Origin of the sequence: Streptomyces sp. NPDC048643 (genome assembly GCF_040650615.1) — a bacterium.
Classification (GTDB): domain Bacteria; phylum Actinomycetota; class Actinomycetes; order Streptomycetales; family Streptomycetaceae; genus Streptomyces.
In genome coordinates, this window is record NZ_JBEZHO010000008.1 from 37,296 (window position 1) to 54,239 (window position 16,944).

A 16,944-nucleotide genomic window follows, 5' to 3' on the forward strand; every position below is an offset into this window, starting at 1 on the left:
GACGCCACGGGACGTTGTGCGTCGAAGGCGGTCGTGGACGAAGGGATCGGGATGGTCGCGGAGTTGGTGCCGCTGGCGCTGTGCACGGGGTTCGGCCTCGGGTTCCTGACGCTGGCGGCACGGTCGGTGCTGGTAGCCGTGCGGCTGTGGCTGCGCGGGCTGCGGGTGATGGGCCAGGTCACGCCCCGCAAGGTCGCCGACCGCAGGCCCGGCGGGCTCGTGGTGTTCTCCGACCACCTGGGGCGCGGTCTCGTCTTCGACCCGGGATGGCGGGGGCCGCTGTGCGGGCTGCCGCCGGTCGGCGGCAGCGTGCCCGTGGTCTACGCGCAGAACCGGCCCGCCACGGCCCGGCTGTGGACGCTGCGTTATCTGCTGGCGCCGTCGTTCGGCTGGTTCCTGTCCTCGACCCTGGCCTTCGGTACCGGGGTCATGGTCTCGTCGTGAACGGGCGCGAGAGCGGGGCCGGCGGCGGCGCGCGAGGCGGCCGGGTCGTCGAGGTCGACGTGCTGCGCGGGTTCGCCCTGTTCGGCATCCTGCTCGTCAACGCCCAGCTGACGGCGGACCCGTACACGGCGTTCGGCGGCGGGCCGGGTGCCTCGGCCGTGGACCGGGCGGCCGCCTGGGGCGTGACCGCGACCACCACCGCCTACCAGCTCTTCTCCTTCCTCCTCGGCTACAGCTTCGTCCTCGACCGCCGCGCGGCCGGCCCGTCGGACACCGCTTCCGGACTCCGCCATCTACGCCGCACGGCAGGGCTGTTCGGCCTCGGGCTCGTCCACGCCGTGCTGCTCTACCCCGGCGACATCCTGATGACGTACGCCGCTCTCGGCCTGATCCTGTACGGGCTGCGCGATCTCGCCCCCCGGGCCGCCGTACGGGTCGCGGTCTGTCTGGTGGTGGGCCTGGCCGTGCTGCTCCTCGGATACGGGCTGCTGACCGTCGCGCTGACCGAACCGGTCACCCCGGCCCAGTACGCGCCCCGGGCCGCGGACACCGTGGCCGCCTACCGCGGCGGGTTCGGCTCGGTGATCGGGGCCCATCTGCGCGAACTGCCGTCGGCGCTCGGCGCCAATCTGATGTACGCGCCCGACATGCTGGCCGCGTTCCTCGCGGGCCTCGCGGCGGCCAAGGCCGGTCTGGTGGAGCGGCGGGGCCGGGACCGGGTGTGGCTGCGGCGGACCCTCGTCCGGTGGCTGCCGGTCGGCCTCGCGGGCGGGCTGGTCACCGCCGTCTGCGCGAACGGGCCGCTCGACAGCCGCTGGTTCCTGGTCGGGCACGCGGTGTCGCTGCTGACCGCGCCCGCCCTCACGGCGTCGTACGCGTGCGGGGTGCTTCTGCTGGCCGACGCGGTGCGCCCGGCGGCGGACGTGCTCGCCGCCTCCGGGCGCATGGCGCTCAGTCACTACCTCACCCAGTCGCTGGTCCTCGCCTGCGTGTTCACCGGCTACGGCCTCGGGCTCTACGACCGCGTCGGCAGCGCCGCCGTCCTCGCGGGCTGCGTGCTGCTGTACGGCCTCCAACTCACCTACGGCTCGTGGCTGATGAGCCGGTTCCGGTACGGGCCCGCCGAGCTGGTCCTCAGGACGGTCACGCTGGCGCGGCGTCCCGGCCGGGCTCCGGCTTGTGCAGGGTCACGCCCGGCAGCAGACGGCTCGCTGCCCGCTCGGTGATCGCCGCCGTCTCCGCCTTCGCCGCGGCCGAGATGGCACCGGCACCGGGCTCCTTGTACCAGGGACGGAGCCGGATCAGCGCCGGCCTGACCCCGGTGGCCAGGAGCAGGGCCGTGCCCTTCGGCAGGGCGCGGATCCGGTCCGGCGGCAGGACGGCCTCCTGGCGGTAGGAGTACGACCGTGACGTGCCGTCCTTGCTCCGCGAGATGCTGGGCGTCTTGACGTCGTGCTGGCCGACCAGGGTGGAGATCTTCTGGACGAAGTCGGCGTCGTCGAGTCCCGCGCCGAGGAGCTTGATGGTCGCCGCGCTCCACAGCGCGTCCATGCCGACCTCGCCCCACACGCGGGCACCCTGCCGGTAACTCTGCAACAGCGTCACGACGTTGATGCCGCGGGAGCCGAAGTGCGAGTAGAGGTCCGGCAGATCGGAGATGCGGCACACGTTCGCCGCCTCGTCGAGGACCGCGGTCAGCGGCGGGTCGAGGCGCCCGCCCATGCGCTCGGCGGCCACGACGCCCGCCCGCATCGTTGCGTCCGCGAGCCCCGCGATGACGCCGGCCGCGGAGCCGCCGCCGTCCTTCGACAGCAGGTAGAGCGTGTCGGTGCCGAGCACGTGCCGGTCGGGCCGGAACTCCGGGAGGTCGGGGTCCGGGGTGACCCAGGCGAGGATGTCCGGGTCGAGGAGGCAGGACACGGTCTGCCGGGCCGTCTCGTAGATGCCGTCCCGGGTCTCCACCGCGCCCCGCACCGTTCCCTGCAACTGCTCGGCCATCGCGACGAGTCCGACCTCGCGCAGCAGGTCGATCGGGGTCCGGTCGGCGGGGTCGGCGAGCCAGGCGAGGAGTTCGGTCAGCGGGGCCCGGCCGCGCGCGGCGGCGAGGAACAGCGCGGTCAGGGTGTTCTGGGCGGCCGAGATCCAGAAGTCCTTCTTCGCCGTGTCGTCGTTGACGGAGGCGACGAAGTGCCCGGCCATCCGGCGGGCGCCCTCGATGGTGTGGCACTCGCCGAGGATGTTCCACCACAGGGCGCGCGGGGTGTGCGCGATGCCCTGCGGGTCGAACGTCCAGACCGTGCCCGCCTTCGCACGCTCGGCACGGGTCACGGCGTACACGTCGGCCTTGTTGGAGGTGAGCAGCACCGCGCCCTGGGCGCGCAGCACCCGGGGCACCGCGATCCCGGTGGACTTCCCGGCGCGGGGCGCCATGAGGTCCAGCTCGACGTCCTCGTAGCTGCTGCGCAGCTCGGGGCCCTTGGGCTCCAGGTCGCCGAGGAGGTTGCCCGTCTCGTCCGGGTGCACCTGGTCGCGGCCCTTGAGCCCGGGGCGCAGCTCGCGCGCGCGGGACTCGATGCCCTTGGGGCACATGGCGGCGAGTTCGCGCCGTCCGGCCAGGCCCTTGGGGCGCGCCGACCGGTCCATGAGGAGGCGGACGACCAGGGCGAGGGGGACCGCGATGAGGACCAGCAGCCCCAGCATGCCCGCGTAGACGGCGGCCGGCGGCGCGGCCGGCCACAGGGCGCCGGGCCCGTCGGAGACCAGGTGGGCGATGGTGGACAGCGCGAACGGCGGGGCGTCCCAGCCGTTCCCGGACAGGCCGGCGCCGAGGGTGCCGCCGGACCAGGCCACGGTGAACATCACCAGGCCGGTGCCGGCGACCGCGACGATCGCCCACGGGAGCAGGTCGTGCAGGTCGCCGCCGCCTCCACCGCGGGGAGCGCTCACGCGGTCCACCTCCCGGAGGCCTCGGCGCCGGGCCCGCCGGGGAGTCCGTGGACACCCTCCTGGGCGACCCGGGCGACCTGCTGTGCGGCACGTGCCGCCGCCTGCTCGACGGCGTCCTCGTTGGGCGTCCAGCGGGTGTTGGTGTTGTGCAGGTGGCGCTCCGCGTCGGTGATGGCGACCTTGATGGGGATGCCGGGCCGGCCGCCGACCTTGATGAGGAAGCGGCCGCGGCCGGGCGGCTCCTCGTTGTCGCCGTTGACACCCCAGCCGGGCGGCGAGGACCAGGACGACACGAGTTCGATCTCGCGCCGCGACAGGCCGACGACCTTGCCCAGGTCCTCCATCTCGGTCCGCGGCAGCCCGGCGCAGACCACCATCCCGGCGCGTTCGACGAAGCCGCGCGCCTTGGCACGGTCCGCGTCGGTGCCGAGGGCCTCGGCGTCCTTGAGGGTGTGGGTGATCTTCGCGTCGCCGAGGCCGAGCGAGCGGTTGAGGCGGGTGAGCGCGTCGATGCGGTCGACGATGCCGGAGGCCGCGCGCAGCGGGCGCCACAGTTCGTCGAGGACGGTGAAGAACCAGCGCCTGGGCGCGAGTCCGGCGTCCGCGAGGGCGTGCGAGGCGGCGACCGTGCCGAGCCCGTCGGACCAGGCGGCGAGCATCGCGGCGGCGGTCAGCTGGGTGTCGGCCTCGCCGATGCCGGAGATGTCGATGCACACGGCGGGCGCGTTCGGATCGATCCGGGTGGACGTCTCGGAGGCGAAGGTGTCGCCGAGCGGGCCGTCGAGGATGCCGAGCAGCGAGCGGTGCAGCGGGTCGACGGCGTCCCGGTAGCGGGCGTCGTCACCCCGGTCGAGCGTGACGGCACGGACCCGGGGCGGACCCTCGGTGAGGACCCGCAGCACGTCCGGCAGCAGCACCGTACGACCCTCGGGGGTGCGTTCGCGCAGATGGTGCAGGACGGCGGAGAGCACGGACTGCTCGTGGTCGTCCATCGGCCGCCCGCGGACGATGGTGACGAGCGCCGCGACCATGTTCAGGACACGGCCGTGCGCCTCGGCCTTCAGCACCTCGCCGGCCTCGCCGCCGATCTTCGCGGCGGCCGCGCCCATCGCGCCCGGGTCGAGGACGTTGATGCCGCCCCGGCCGCGGCCGATGGAGATGACCTGGCCGCCGAGCGCGCGCACGGTGTCGGCGTAGTCCGGCTTGAGGTCGCCGAGGACCAGCGGGACGACACCGGTCGCGGCGAGCCCGATCAGCATCCGGTTGACCAGCGTGGACTTGCCCAGACCCGGCATGCCGAGCATGAACAGGGAGGGGTTGGAGATGTAGCGGGCCCGGGTGAACCAGTTCAGCGGGTCGCCGCACACGGTGGCGCCGGTGAACAGGTGCTGCCCGAGCGGTACGCCGGTCATCGGCGAGCCGGAGCCGGCGGCGAAGGGCCACATGCCGCAGGCCTGCACGGTGGTCGCGCGCCACATGGTGGGCGGGTCCATGTAGCCGACGCGTCCGCCGCCCACGCCGTACCAGCCGCGGTGCGGGACGAACAGTTCCTTGGTCCGGCCCGGCGTCTTCTGCTTGCCGGGCCTGGCCGGCTTGTCCGGCGGGGCCGGTCTGCCCGTCGGCGCGGTGCCGGGCGCGAGGTCCGTCCCGCCCTCCCGGGCGGCGGACTTCGCCGCCTTGGACCGCTTCTTCCGGCCGGGCGGCTCCGCCCAGGGCTGCGCGCCGGTCGCGCCCGGTGCGGGCGCCCGCAGCGCCTGCTCCTCGGCGAGCCGGTCGGCCCGCTCGGCCAGCTTCTCCTCGCGGCGGCGGCTCACAGCGCCTCCTGCAACTCGTGCGGGATGAGGGTCTGTTCCCAGGGGAGGATCCCGGCGGGCAGGGTGCAGCTGAACGCCGCCGCCTGCATCCGGTCCGCGGGCCGCATCAGCACGCGGGACGCCGCTGTCAGGTTGCGTACGGTCACGCTCGCGTCCGCCAGCTCCTCCATGGTGTCGACGGTCACCGTCAGCATCAGTGAGAACTCCACGAGTCCGGCGCCGGACGCCTCCTCGGCCGCGGTCTGCTCCGCCGCCCGCACCTCGGAGGCCGCGCGGGCCTGGACCATGCCCTTGCCGGACGTCGCCATGAACTGGGCGCTGCGCCGGTCCGCCTCCACGATGCGGGCCGAGGTGGCCGGGTCGATGGGGCGGTAGACCAGGGCGACCCGCTTGCGGCGGGTGCCGGGCGCGGCCTCCAGCATGCCCCGCAGCACCGAGGAGCGGATCGTGCCGCGCGGCGCGAGGGTCAGCAGCCAGGTCCGTGAGACGCCGGAGTCGTGCTGGTAGCTGTTCACGGTCTCGACGGCGGCGGCGGGGCCGGCGTCGTCCCACTCCAGGCCCGTTCCGCCCTGCTGGGCGCGGGCGTTGAGGACGTCGGCGGCGACCGCGGGGTCGTAGGCGACCCGGACGACCTCGGCGATCCGCTCCGCGGACAGCGGGTACGCGGCACCGCCGCCGGCCGCGACGAGTCCGCTGAGCAGACCCGGGATGCGGATGGCGAGGTCGGTGATGACGTCGTCCTTCTTGCGCCGCTGGCCGGGCGGGACGCCGTAGGTCAGGGTGATGTACGTGTGCATCTCCGAGGACGCGCTCGGATACCGCTCCACGACCTCCTCCATCACGGCACGGGCGGCCGGCGGGGCGTCGGGGTGGATACGCGGGAGCACCTCGTGGGAGAGGCGGGTGCCCGGGTCGGGGGCGGTCTCCACGATCACGGTGGCGCCGCGCAGGCCGGGTTCGTGGGACAGCCGGGCCAGCCACTCGCCCCACAGCGCGACCCAGACGTCGACCTGGTCCGGGTCGATGAGCGAACCGCCGTCGGGGTCGCAGCCGAGCACGATCGTGTACAGGTTGCGGACCGGGTGGTGCAGGACGCCGAAGGGGCGGTCGTAGGCGTCCCGGCCCTCGGTCGCGGTGACCTTGTTGAGCAGGCCCGGCGGGCGGAACCGGCCGCCGGGACGGGCGGACAGCGGGCCGGAGACGTACAGGTGCGCGCCCTTGGCCTTGCGGCGCCACCAGCCGACGCGCAGCGTGATCAGCTGGTAGACGTTGCGGCCGTCCTGGGTGCGGATGGAGAGCGGCACCAGGAACACGACGATCGGGACGAGCACGACCAGGGCCGCGTACAGCGAGATCAGCGACGCGAGCAGGGTGACGATGAGACCGCCGAACACCCCGAAGGTGCCGACGAGTCCGAGCGGTCCGAGCCCCGGTCGCCGTGGCCTGCGCCAGTTTCCGTAGGTCGGATGGGTGGCGGCTTCCGTGGACATGAGTCCGGTTCCCTTCGTGAAGTGACGGGGAGTGCGGCGAGGCGATCGGGCGGTGAGGCGGTGAGGAGGAGACCGCCGGGCTCCCAGGGGGGAAGGGAGCCCGGCGGCCGGTCGTGGGGGAGGCGCGGGGCGGACGCGTCAGAGGCGTGGTCCGGCCGCCGTCGGCTCCCCGTGGGTCACTTGTTGTTGCCCAGCTCGCCGTCGGCGCCCTCCACGGCGCCGGAGACCGTCGAACTGGCCACCTGTGCCGCGGCCACCGCCGCGAGCACCGCGACCCCCGCGGGTCCTGCCGCCGCCGCGGCACCGCTGCCGGCCGCTCCGGCACCCGAGGCACCACCGGCCCGGCCCGCGGCCGCCGCGCCGTTCGCGCCGCCCGATCCGGTCGCGCCGGCCTCGCCGCCCGCGCCGGAGGAGCCGCCCGCACCGGACGAACCGCCGGATCCGGTTCCGCCGCCCGTGCCGGACGCACCGCTCGGACCCACCTGCGCGCCGCCGCCGGAGCTGCCGCCCCGGCCGCCGAGCTGAACCGCGCCACTGGCCAGGTTGGAACCCGCCTGCCCCATGCTGGACATCGGGTTGCCGGTGCCCATGGCGGCGGTGGCGGGCACGATCAGCTTCAGCAGGGCGGGCAGCGCGATGGCGGACAGCAGCATCACGCCGATACCGGCGATACGGGTGTTGATGGTGGCCGCGTCACCGCTGCCGCTGTTCTGGCCCGAGTTGATCATCGCCATGCCCGCGCTGAGGACGAGGGCGACCGCGGGTTTGTAGAGCAGCCAGGCGATCATCCAGCCGACGTGCTTGCGCCACCAGCCGGCGCCCCAGTCCGTCATCGAGGCCGCGGCGGCCAGCGGAAGGGTGCCCAGCAGCAGCATCATGACGCCGAGCCGGATGTACATCAGGATCGTGTGGATGATCCCGGAGATCAGCAGCAGGAACGCGAGGACCAGCAGCAGGAACGACTGGATGCCGCTGCCGTCCGAACACGCTCCGACGTTGTTCAGAGAATCGCGTACGGCGTTGTTGAACAGGTAGTTGGAGTAGCTGTCGCCCACGGACGCGGCGGCCACGACGACGGTGGTTGCGGCACCCGAGACGAGCACCACCCGCATGATGCCCTTGAGCGCCGTGCGGCCCGCGTCACCCTTGCGTTCGATGGCCATGCGGCAGGCGGCGAACAGCAGCGAGCCGACGGCCAGGTAGACGACGATCCACTGCGTGTCGGCGCTGATGCCCTTCGACGTGTCGGTCTGCTCCAGCGTCGGGACGTTGGTGGTCAGCGCCGCGAACACGGCGACCGCGCCCGCGAGAATGGTCTTCGCGATCAGGTCGACGATGGTCCCGATGGGGTCGCCGAGAAAGCTGAAGAAGCCTTTCACCAGGTCGATGACCGGATTTCCGGACGTGCAGTTCACGTCAGACCCCCCAGAGGGTGAAGCCGTTGGTGCTCTGGACGGAGGACACCGGGGAGTGCAGGGACCCGTTGTCGTCGGGCCGCACCTTCCAGTCGCCGCCGCTCCAGCGCAGGGAGATGGTGGTCGCCGCATATCCCTGGGCGCTCTTCAGGAGCAGCCGCACGGTCGCCGCCGACTCCGTGTACGAGGTCACCGAGAAGCCGACGTACGAGGCGACGGCCGCGCCGTCGCCCTGCCCGTCCGTGTTCGCGACGGTGGCCCGCTGGAACTCGAACATCTCGCGTCCCTGCCCGGCCACCACCTGCTGCTCGGTGACGGTGCGCCAGTGCGATCCGCTCATCTGCGACGGGATGATGTGCGCGGCCAGCGCGGCTCCGGCGGGCGTGTGCGCGTAGCACCACCACAGCGGCCCCTGGATCAGGGTGGGGCCCGCCGAGGCGGAGACCGGCACCCGCGCGACACCGAGGGTGCGCCAGGTCACGTCCTTGGGCGCGGCCTTGGGCAGTGCGGAACCGGCGCTGTCGTCGGTGCCGCAGCCCTTGGGCCGGCCGTCCTTCGTGGCGGAGACCCTGGACAGGGGTCCTTCGGAGGCCGCGGCGTTCGCAGCGTCCGCGCCGGCGCCCGGGCCGGACAGCAGGCCCGCGATGCCGCCCACCACGACCACGATGCCGATGAAGGCCGCCGACAGCTGCCAGCTGCGCTGCTTGTAGTACGGCCCGGCCTCCGCGAGCCGGCGCTCCCTGCGTGTGAACTTCACGACCGGCGCCCGCTTACGCGAAGACGAAGCTGATCAGCGGGCCCGCGGTGGCGACGAGGACACAGCCGCCGAGGACCATGCCGAGCCGGCTCATGTGCTCCGAGCTCTCGCCGCGCTTCACCGAGACGGCCATCATCGCGCCGGTGATGAGCACTCCGGCGACACCGGCGGCGGTGCCGGCCCAGGCGGCTATGCCGAGGACCGTGTTGACCTTGGCGGTCAGCTCACCGGGGGCGTTGCGGGCCGGCTGGGGGACACCGGCGGCGAGGATGTTGGAGGCTTCGTAGAGCAGAGAGGACATGGGGATCTCCGAGGAATCGGCGCCCGGCACGAGCGGTGGGCGACTGGGTGACTGGTGTTGCGCGAGGGTGGTGCGGTCAGGGACCGAGGAGCTGGAGGCTGCCGAGGGCCGCGACGAGCGGCCCGGCGCAGGTGGCGACCAGGCAGCTGAGGGTGACGAAGAAGACGCCGCGGAAGTGCTCGCCGCCCTCGCCGGGGTCGCCGCGGCGCAGTTGGAGCGCCATCTGGATGCCGACGATGATCAGTCCGCCGACCCCGCACGCCGAGGCGCACCAGGCGAGCAGACCGAGGATCGTGTCGGCACCCACGGGCGGGGTGTACGCGGCGAGGAACCGCGCGTCGAGGAGGGGTGGGGTCATGACACGGCTCCCTCGCCGTAGAGCTCGCCGCCCACCAGCTTGGAGAGCGTGGCGAGTTGCCTGGGGACGGACCTCGGCCGGCCGCCGGTGCGCCAGGCCGGGATCCACGGCACGCGGTGCACGCGGGCGACCGAGCGGAGCACGCGGATACGGCGGAGCAGGCTGAGCGGCAGCCGTCCGGGGGCGTCGGCGACGAGGACCACGCCGAGCAGTTCGAGACCCTGCGGGGCGTTGCCGTCCTTCAGCGCGCCGAGCGCCTGGGAGACGGACTGCAGTCCGCGCGCGCTGGTCCGGCCGACCAGCACGACCCGGCGCGGTTCGCCGCGGGCGGGGTCGGGCCAGCGGGCTCCCACGTCGACGCCGCCGAAGGCCTCGACCATGGAGGTCGCGCCGGACCCGCCGTGGGCCTTCACCCAGCCGACCTCGTCGCGCGACTTCCCGCGGACGGGCCGGGGCTTCTTGGGCCGGCCCCAGCCGGGCTCGGCGTCGGCGGCCGGAGCCGCCCGCCGCCCGCCGGCCGCCCGCGCCGGGGCGGCCGCGGCCTTGGGGCGCGCGGCGGCCTTCCGGGGTGCCGGGGCGACCGGGGCGGTCGGCTGCGGGGTCACGGGGGCGGCGGGCCGAGCCTGCGCCACCACCTGTGGCGCAGGCGCAGGCGCCGGCTGCGGGGCGGGGGCGGCGTACTGGGCGCCGGCGGCCTGCTGGAACGCGGGCTGCGGCACGGGCTGTTGAGAGTGCGCGGGCTGAACAGGGGCTACGGAGAACGGGGTTGCCTGGGCCTGCGGCACGCCGGGCTGGACCGGAGCCGCCGGGGCGGGGGCCGCCTGCACGGGGGCCGCCTGCACGGGAGCCGTCTGTACGGGCGCCGGCTGTGCCTGCGGTGCCACGTAGTGAACGGGGGGCGCTTGAACGGGCTGCGCGTGAACGGGCGCCGCCTGAACGGGGGGCGCCTGGACCGGAGTCACCTGCGCCGGGGGAGCCTGCACCGGAGCGTCCTGGGCCTGCGGGGCGGCGGGCCCGACAGGGGCCTGCGCGGCGGGAACCTGAGGTGCCCCGTGCGGACCGGCCGGAGCTGCCTGCTGCCCGGCGGCGGGTATCTGCCGCGTGGCCGGGGATGTCTGCTGTGCCGGCAGTACCGGGGCCGCCGGGTTTCCGGCCGGTGCCTGCGGGGCAGCCGGGGATCCGGCGGGCTCCGTGGCGGTCCCGTCGGCCTCGGGAGCGGGCTGCGCTTCCGGAGGCGTCGGCTGTGGGTTCTTCGGTCCCCGTACCCATGACCCCGGGCCCGACGGCAGTGCCGAAGGAGTGCCCATGTGTGTCCCGCCCCCCTCTTCGCTCGTGAATCCGCTGCTCTGGCTCATCTGGTTTCCACTGGTTTGAACTTATTTGCTCCGGGCGCCGTTTGGATCTGTCGAGCCCGTCGGACAGCACAACGGGTCATGTGGCCACAGCGGTTCAAGGTGTGGGGAAGAAGGCGGGCGCATGAGTGGAGAAGGCGGAGAAGGCGGTGCGTCGACCGCCGTCCGGAACGGCATCATCGCGGGCACCGGCTGCGGCTGCCTGCTGTCGCCGCTCGCCCTGGCCGGCACGCTGGTCGTCGTCGTGATCCTGGGCGGGTTCGGCGTGCTGCTCGCCCCGCTCATCGCGCTCTACCTGCTGTTCCACGGCGGCGGCGGTGATCCCCCCAGCGAGGACACCGCGGACCAGACGCTCAGCATCTTCCAGGGCGACGGCAAGGGGCAGTTGGACACCTCGACGGTGCCCGAGGACCTGGTGGACCCGATCCAGAAGGCCGGTGAACTGTGCGGCGCGATCGGCCCGATCGTCATCGCCTCGCAGATCGAGAAGGAGTCCGGCTTCAACAAGTCGCTCGTCGGCCCGAACGGCGAGGAGGGCATCTCGCAACTGCCGCCCGAGATCTTCAAGCAGTACGGCAAGGACGACGACGACAACGGCAAGACCTCCGCCCTGGACGCGGAGGACTCGATCATGGCGCAGGGCCGCTATCTGTGTGAACTGGCCAAACAAGGCCAGCAGTTGATCGACGACGGCGTGATCCAGGAGACCGGCGAGGACGGGACGAGCAACACCTCGCTGGACCTCGCCCTGGCCGCGTACGACGTCGGGATGGACGCGGTCAAGGCGGCGAAGGGCGTTCCGCAGACGAACGAGGCCCAGGGCTATGTCCTCGCGATCCGCGCCCAGTTCGCGAAGTACCAGGGCATCGGCGCGCCGCCCTCGGGCGCCACCCCCGGAGTCACCCCCGACCCGGACGCCACCACGACCGGCCCCGCCGCATGAGGAGGACAGCGATGGCCCACTTCGACGTGTACATCTCCGGTGAGGGGATCGCCGAGATCGACGGACACACCCTCGTCCCCGCGCCGGGCCAGTCCGTGCACGAGGCCGTGCTCGACCGGTTGCAGGCCCACGCGGAGGAGCGCGGTGGTGCCGTCGAGGCGACGGTGTTCGACGGTCCGGACGCCGCCCGGTTCGTCCTCCAGGTCCTCCCGGACGGCTCCAGCCACGTCCTCGACCCGGCCGAGACCCCCGCACCGGTCCCGGCCCCCGAACCCGGTACACCCCGGCACGACACCCCGGCCTCGACGCCGACCCCGGCCGCAACGGCGGTTCCGGCCCCGGTACTCGCACCAGCCGTCGCACCGGCCGAGTTGTCGCCCGCGACGCAGGCCCCGGCACCCGCACCGGCCGCCGTACCGGCCGAGTTCGCGTCCGCGGTTCCGGCCCCGGCGCCCGCACCGGCGGTCACCCGGGCGGAGTTCGCGCCCGCAGCCCCTGTCCCTGCCGCCGCGCCGTCGGCGGCAGTGGCTCCGACCGAGCCGGCGGCTCCGGCTCCGGTGCCTGTCGCGGGCGCCGCACCCGCACTTTCCGCCTCCCCGGCCGCGTTCGCACCCCCGGCGTCCGTCCCGGCACCCGCACCGGTCGCCGCCCCCACCGAGTTCGCGGCGCCCGTGCCCGCCCCGGTCCCGGTCGCCGTCCCCGAGACGGTCCACGCCCCCGCGGCCGTCGTCGTGCCGCCGTCCGCCGCGGCCACCGCCTCCGCCGTCGCGACCGCGGTGGCCCGGGCCCGGGCCACCGCCGCCGCGCGGGCGGAGGTGCCGGACCCGGCGGCCGTGACCGCGCCCGCCGTGCGCACCGACTTCCCGGACTGGCTCACCGAGCGGATCGGCCGGATCAACGAACTCGCCGCCGCGGGGATGCTCGACGACGCCTTCGACGACGCGACCGAGCTGCGCGAGAGCCTCACCGAGTCGATGGGCGCCGAGCATCCGCACGCCGTGGAGGCGCGGGCCGTCGAGGCCTACCTCGCCCACCTGCGCGGCGACCACCGGGAGGCCATCGTGCTGGCCCTGGCGGTGGCCCGGATCCGGTGCCGCGCCCGGGACGGCCGGGCCCCCGCGGAGGTGGCGCGGGCCGCTGCCGCCTGGCAACAGCTCGACGACGACCGGGCGGTGGTCGCGCACGGACGTGAACTGCTGCACATGTGGGCCACGTTGGAGCGCAACGGTCTGCTGCCCCCGGGATACGCGGCGCTCGTCGGCCAGGTCCGCCGACAGGTGGAGGCGCTGTCGGCCTACGTCTGAGTCACGGAGCGCAAACCTCACACGTACCTCTGGTCACACCCGTCCCGACCAGCTCGTCCATCGATCCGTACAACCGACGTCAAACGAACGTGGAACACCCCTCGGAACACTCCGTTCCCCAGGAGGCCCCGGCTCCCCGTACCCCCCACGGGGCCGGCCATTCCCAAGGAACAGGAGCACACCATGAACGTGACGGTCATCGGATCGGCGAGCGCGGTCTCCCCCGAGGAACGGGCGCTGCGCGACCTGTATCTGGAACACGGTCCCGCGCTCTACACGTACGTGCTGCGCATGCTCGGCGGCGACACGCACCGGACCGAGGACGTCATCCAGGAGACGCTGCTGCGCTGCTGGAACAAGCGGAACCTCGTCGACGACGAGGGGATGGCGGTGCGCCCCTGGATGTTCCGGGTGGCCCGCAACCTCGTCATCGACGGGCACCGGACGCGGATGGCGCGGCCGTTGGAGATCGGCGGCGCCACCTGGCTGAGCGAACTGGGCGCCGAGGTCGACGACATCGAGCAGATGCTGTCGTCCATCGTGGTGCAGGAGGCCCTGGAGACGCTCACCCCGGCGCACCGCGACGTCATCCGGGCGACGTTCTTCGCGGACCGCACCACCCAGGAGGCGGCGGACGCCCTCGGCATCCCGCAGGGCACGGTCAAGTCCCGGGTGTACTACGCCCTGCGCAGTCTGCGGCTGGCCCTGCGCGACCACGGCGTCGTCGTGGAGGAGGCGGACCGGCAGCCGGCGCGGACGGAGCGGCGGAGTTCCCGGCAGGCCCAGGACCGGCAGCCGCAGGACCAGCGGGCGCAGGACCGGCAGGGACAGGACCGGCAGCCGCAGGACCGACAGGCGCCGTCCGGGCGTCCGGAGCGCGCCGCCGCCTGATTCACGCGACTCCTGCTCCCCTCCCCTGCCGCAGTCACCCCCGGCCCGACTCGCCCAGGCCGCGCAGGGTCTCCCGCAGATCCGGCGCCTCCGGATGGCCGGTCTCCTCCAGAAGAGCGAGCGCCCTCCTGAACGCGGCGACCGCCGTCTCCCGGTCGCCCGCGGCGAGGTGCGCGTCCCCCGCGTGCCGCAGGGTGTCGGCCTCCAGGTAGTGGTCGCCGATCTCCCGGTAGAGCGTCACCGCCCGCTCGAAGCGTTCGACCGCCGCGCCGTACTGGCCGAGCTGGTGATGCGCGTATCCGACACTGTCCTGCGCCGCGGCCTCCCCGATCGGGTCCCCGATCTCCTGATGGAGGGCGACGGCTTTCTCGCAGTGCTCCAGCGCCTTGTCGTGCTCGCCGAGCAGGATGTACGTCCAGCCGACCTCGTTCAGGACGATCGCCTCGCTGCTCGTGCTGCCCTCGCTCCGGTACAGCTCGCGGGCGTGCGCGTAGTGGTCCAGCGAGACGGCGAACCTGCCCTCCCCGTTGGCCTGGTAGGCGAGGCAGCGCCGGGTGCGGGCCTCGCCGAACGCGTCGCCCTCCGCCCGGAACAGCTCCAGCGCGCGGCCGAGGTCGCGGCGGGCCTCGGCGGAGTGCGCGAACCGCGTGTGGAAGAAGCCCAGTCCGCGCAGCGCGTGCGCCTCGCCGGTCCGGTCACCGACGGCACGGGCGGCGCGCAGCGCGGCACTGTTGATCTCCATCAGGTCGTGCCAGAAGCCGAGCCGGTCGAAGTAGAGGTCGAGACCCACGGCGGTGCGCCAGGCGTGGTCCTCGTGGCCGTGCGCGGTGGCCTGTTCGACGACCGCGCGCAGCACGTGCCGCTCCGCGCGCAGCCAGTTCATGGCCTGCTTGCGGCCGGTGAACCGCAGGGGCCCGCTGTCCGTTGTGCTGGACGGCAGGGGGAGGGTCTCGCGCAGCGGGCCGATGGTCGCGGAGGCGTTGTGGGTGGTGTGCAGATAGTGGTCGTGCAGACGCAGCAGTGCCGCCGCGCGCCCCTCCGTGCCGTCCTCGGCGTCGGCCAGTTCCCCCGCGTAGGCGCGCAGCAGGTCGTGGAAGGCGTAGCGGCCGGGCGCGTGTTCGCCGAGCAGGCTGGCCCCGGTGAGTTCGCTCAGGCGCGCGCGGACCGTGCGTGCCGGCTCGGCTGCCAGGGCGGCGGCCGCGGCGGTGCCGATGTCGGGGCCCGGGTGCAGGGAGAGCCGGCGGAAGAGTTCGGCCGCCGGACGCGGCAGCGCGTGGTACGACCAGGAGAAGACGGCGCGTACGTCCGTGCGCGCGTCGCCTCCGGTGAAGGCGTCCAGGCTGCCGTGGTTCTCACGCAGTTCCCCCGCGATGTCCGCGAGCCGGAACCCGGGGTGGTGGGCGGCCCGCGCGGCCACGATGGCGAGGGCCAGCGGCAGCCGGGCGCACAGCTCGACGATGGCGTCGGTGGCCCGCGGTTCCGCTTCGACCCGGGCACGGCCGACGCGCCGGGTCAGCATGGCGCGCGCCTCGTCGCCGGTGAGCGGGCCGAGGGTCAGCGGGTGGGCGCCGTGTCCCGCCACCAGGCCGGTCAGCCGGCTGCGGCTGGTGACGATGACCAGACAGCCCGGTGTGCCGGGCAGCAGCGGCCGTATCTGCTCGGTGTCGCGGGCGTTGTCGAGCACGATCAGCACGCGGCGGCGGGCGAGGACGCTGCGGTAGAGGGCGGCCTGCGCGTCGAGCCCCTCGGGGACGGCCTGCGGGGCCACGCCGAGCGCCACGAGGAACGTCTCCAGCGCCTCGGAGGGGTGCATGACGGAGCCGCCCTGGGTGTATCCGCGCAGGTTGACGTAGAGGCTGCCGTCGGGGAAGCGGTGGGCGGCCCGGTGGGCCCAGTGCACGGCCAGCGTGGTCTTGCCCGCTCCCGCCATGCCGTTGATGAGGCCGATGACGGCCTTGTCCGGGGGGTCGGCGGCGGGCAGCAGCGCCTCCACGAGCCCGAGTTCGGCCTCCCGTCCGGTGAACAGTGCCAGATCGGCCGGGAGTTGGGAGGGATGCACATCCCCCCTGGCCCGTGCGGGATCGGCCCCGTCGCGGTCGTCCGCGCGGTCGGCGTCCGGTCCGGCCTCGCCGGCCGCGGTGACCGAGGCGGCGGCCGGGACCGGCACGGGCGGCGGCGACAGGTCCGGGTCGCCGGTGAGCAGGCGGGCGTGGGCGGCACGCAGGGACGGGCCGGGTTCGACGCCGAGTTCGTCCACGAGGGTGCGGCGGGTGCGTGCGTAGATCTCCAGGGCCTCGGCCCGCCGGCCGCACCGGTACAGGGCGACCAGCAGCAGTTCGCACACCGCCTCGCGCAGCGGCTGTGCGTCGCGCAGTGCCTTCAGCTCCGGCAACACCGCCTCGTGGCGGCCGAGTTCGAGTTCCACGCGCAGCCGGTACTCCTGCGCGCCCAGCCGCCGCTCGGCCAGTCGTGTCCGTTCGGCGCGGGCGAACGGTCCGGGCACACCGCCCAGCGCCGGGCCCTGCCACGCCGCGAGCGCGCTGCCGAGCATCCGGGCGGCGCCGCGGCTGTCGCCCGCGGCGCGACGCCGCTCGGCCCGCGCGAGGCTCTCCTCGAACACACCGAGGTCGCTGGTGATCTCCTCGGTGCGCAGGGCGTATCCGTCGCCGACGGACACCACGAGCCGGGGCGGAGCGCCCGCGGGCCGGGTGGGCTCCAGCAGCTTGCGCAGCCGGGAGACGTAGGTGCGCAGCATGGGGACGGCGCCGGACGGCGGGGTGTGACCCCAGACGCCGTCGACGAGTTCGCCGACGCCGGCCGCGCGTCCGCCGCGCAGCAGCAGCACCGCGAGCACCGCCCGCTGCTGCGGCGGACCGAGCACCAGCTCCGTCCCGCCCCGCCAGGCCCGCAGCGGGCCCAGTAAGGAAAA

Annotated in this window: 13 protein-coding genes and 1 pseudogene; 5 read left to right on the plus strand and 9 right to left on the minus strand. The window is 74.1% G+C overall.

What is annotated here, in order from left to right; genetic code table 11:
* Positions 1-33 precede the first annotated feature (33 nt).
* The gene (locus tag AB0C62_RS10530; protein ID WP_362971584.1) at positions 34-444 is read left to right on the plus strand and encodes a hypothetical protein; all 411 of its coding nucleotides are present in this window, start codon (positions 34-36) and stop codon (positions 442-444) included.
* Entirely contained in the window at positions 441-1,670 is a 1,230-nt protein-coding gene (locus AB0C62_RS10535; RefSeq protein WP_362971586.1) for a DUF418 domain-containing protein, read from the plus strand. The genes AB0C62_RS10530 and AB0C62_RS10535 overlap by 4 nt, the downstream gene beginning before the upstream one ends.
* Here the strand turns inward: AB0C62_RS10535 and AB0C62_RS10540 are convergent.
* The 8 genes from AB0C62_RS10540 to AB0C62_RS10575 all read right to left on the minus strand — a co-directional run bounded on the left by AB0C62_RS10540 (position 1,588) and on the right by AB0C62_RS10575 (position 10,244).
* Positions 1,588-3,390 (minus strand): TraM recognition domain-containing protein, encoded by a 1,803-nt coding sequence (locus AB0C62_RS10540; RefSeq protein WP_362971588.1) that lies wholly within the window; start codon positions 3,388-3,390, stop codon positions 1,588-1,590. The two genes, AB0C62_RS10535 and AB0C62_RS10540, sit on opposite strands and share 83 nt — an antisense overlap.
* Positions 3,387-5,204, minus strand: coding sequence for an ATP/GTP-binding protein (locus AB0C62_RS10545; protein ID WP_362971590.1), 1,818 nt, complete (start codon positions 5,202-5,204; stop codon positions 3,387-3,389). Before AB0C62_RS10545 ends, AB0C62_RS10540 begins: the two co-directional genes overlap by 4 nt.
* The gene (locus tag AB0C62_RS10550) at positions 5,201-6,694 is read right to left on the minus strand and encodes an SCO6880 family protein (protein WP_362971592.1); all 1,494 of its coding nucleotides are present in this window, start codon (positions 6,692-6,694) and stop codon (positions 5,201-5,203) included. Before AB0C62_RS10550 ends, AB0C62_RS10545 begins: the two co-directional genes overlap by 4 nt.
* Positions 6,695-6,870: 176 nt before the next feature.
* A complete protein-coding gene (locus AB0C62_RS10555) occupies positions 6,871-8,109 on the minus strand; it encodes a hypothetical protein (RefSeq protein ID WP_362971594.1) in 1,239 nt (412 codons plus the stop codon).
* Between the two features lies 1 nt (position 8,110).
* Positions 8,111-8,866, minus strand: a complete 756-nt coding sequence (locus tag AB0C62_RS10560) for a hypothetical protein (protein WP_362971596.1) — start codon at positions 8,864-8,866, stop codon at positions 8,111-8,113.
* 13 nt (positions 8,867-8,879) lie between these two features.
* The gene (locus AB0C62_RS10565; RefSeq protein WP_164371050.1) at positions 8,880-9,167 is read right to left on the minus strand and encodes a hypothetical protein; all 288 of its coding nucleotides are present in this window, start codon (positions 9,165-9,167) and stop codon (positions 8,880-8,882) included.
* Between the two features lie 76 nt (positions 9,168-9,243).
* Positions 9,244-9,525 (minus strand): hypothetical protein, encoded by a 282-nt coding sequence (locus AB0C62_RS10570; RefSeq protein ID WP_081217966.1) that lies wholly within the window; start codon positions 9,523-9,525, stop codon positions 9,244-9,246.
* A complete protein-coding gene (locus AB0C62_RS10575) occupies positions 9,522-10,244 on the minus strand; it encodes a hypothetical protein (protein WP_362971598.1) in 723 nt (240 codons plus the stop codon). Before AB0C62_RS10575 ends, AB0C62_RS10570 begins: the two co-directional genes overlap by 4 nt.
* Before the next feature lie 757 nt (positions 10,245-11,001).
* Between AB0C62_RS10575 and AB0C62_RS10580 the strand changes: the two genes are divergently transcribed.
* From AB0C62_RS10580 to AB0C62_RS10590, 3 genes and pseudogenes are all read left to right on the plus strand, one after another.
* Positions 11,002-11,820: a transglycosylase SLT domain-containing protein gene (locus AB0C62_RS10580; RefSeq protein ID WP_362971602.1), complete on the plus strand. Its 819-nt coding sequence runs from the start codon at positions 11,002-11,004 to the stop codon at positions 11,818-11,820.
* 11 nt (positions 11,821-11,831) lie between these two features.
* Positions 11,832-13,124, plus strand: coding sequence for a hypothetical protein (locus AB0C62_RS10585; protein WP_362971604.1), 1,293 nt, complete (start codon positions 11,832-11,834; stop codon positions 13,122-13,124).
* A gap of 183 nt (positions 13,125-13,307) precedes the next feature.
* Positions 13,308-13,847: pseudogene (locus tag AB0C62_RS10590) on the plus strand (sigma-70 family RNA polymerase sigma factor); the annotation flags it as partial.
* 202 nt (positions 13,848-14,049) lie between these two features.
* Here the strand turns inward: AB0C62_RS10590 and AB0C62_RS10595 are convergent.
* Positions 14,050-16,896, minus strand: a complete 2,847-nt coding sequence (locus tag AB0C62_RS10595) for a BTAD domain-containing putative transcriptional regulator (RefSeq protein ID WP_362971606.1) — start codon at positions 16,894-16,896, stop codon at positions 14,050-14,052.
* Between the last annotated feature and the right edge of the window lie 48 nt (positions 16,897-16,944).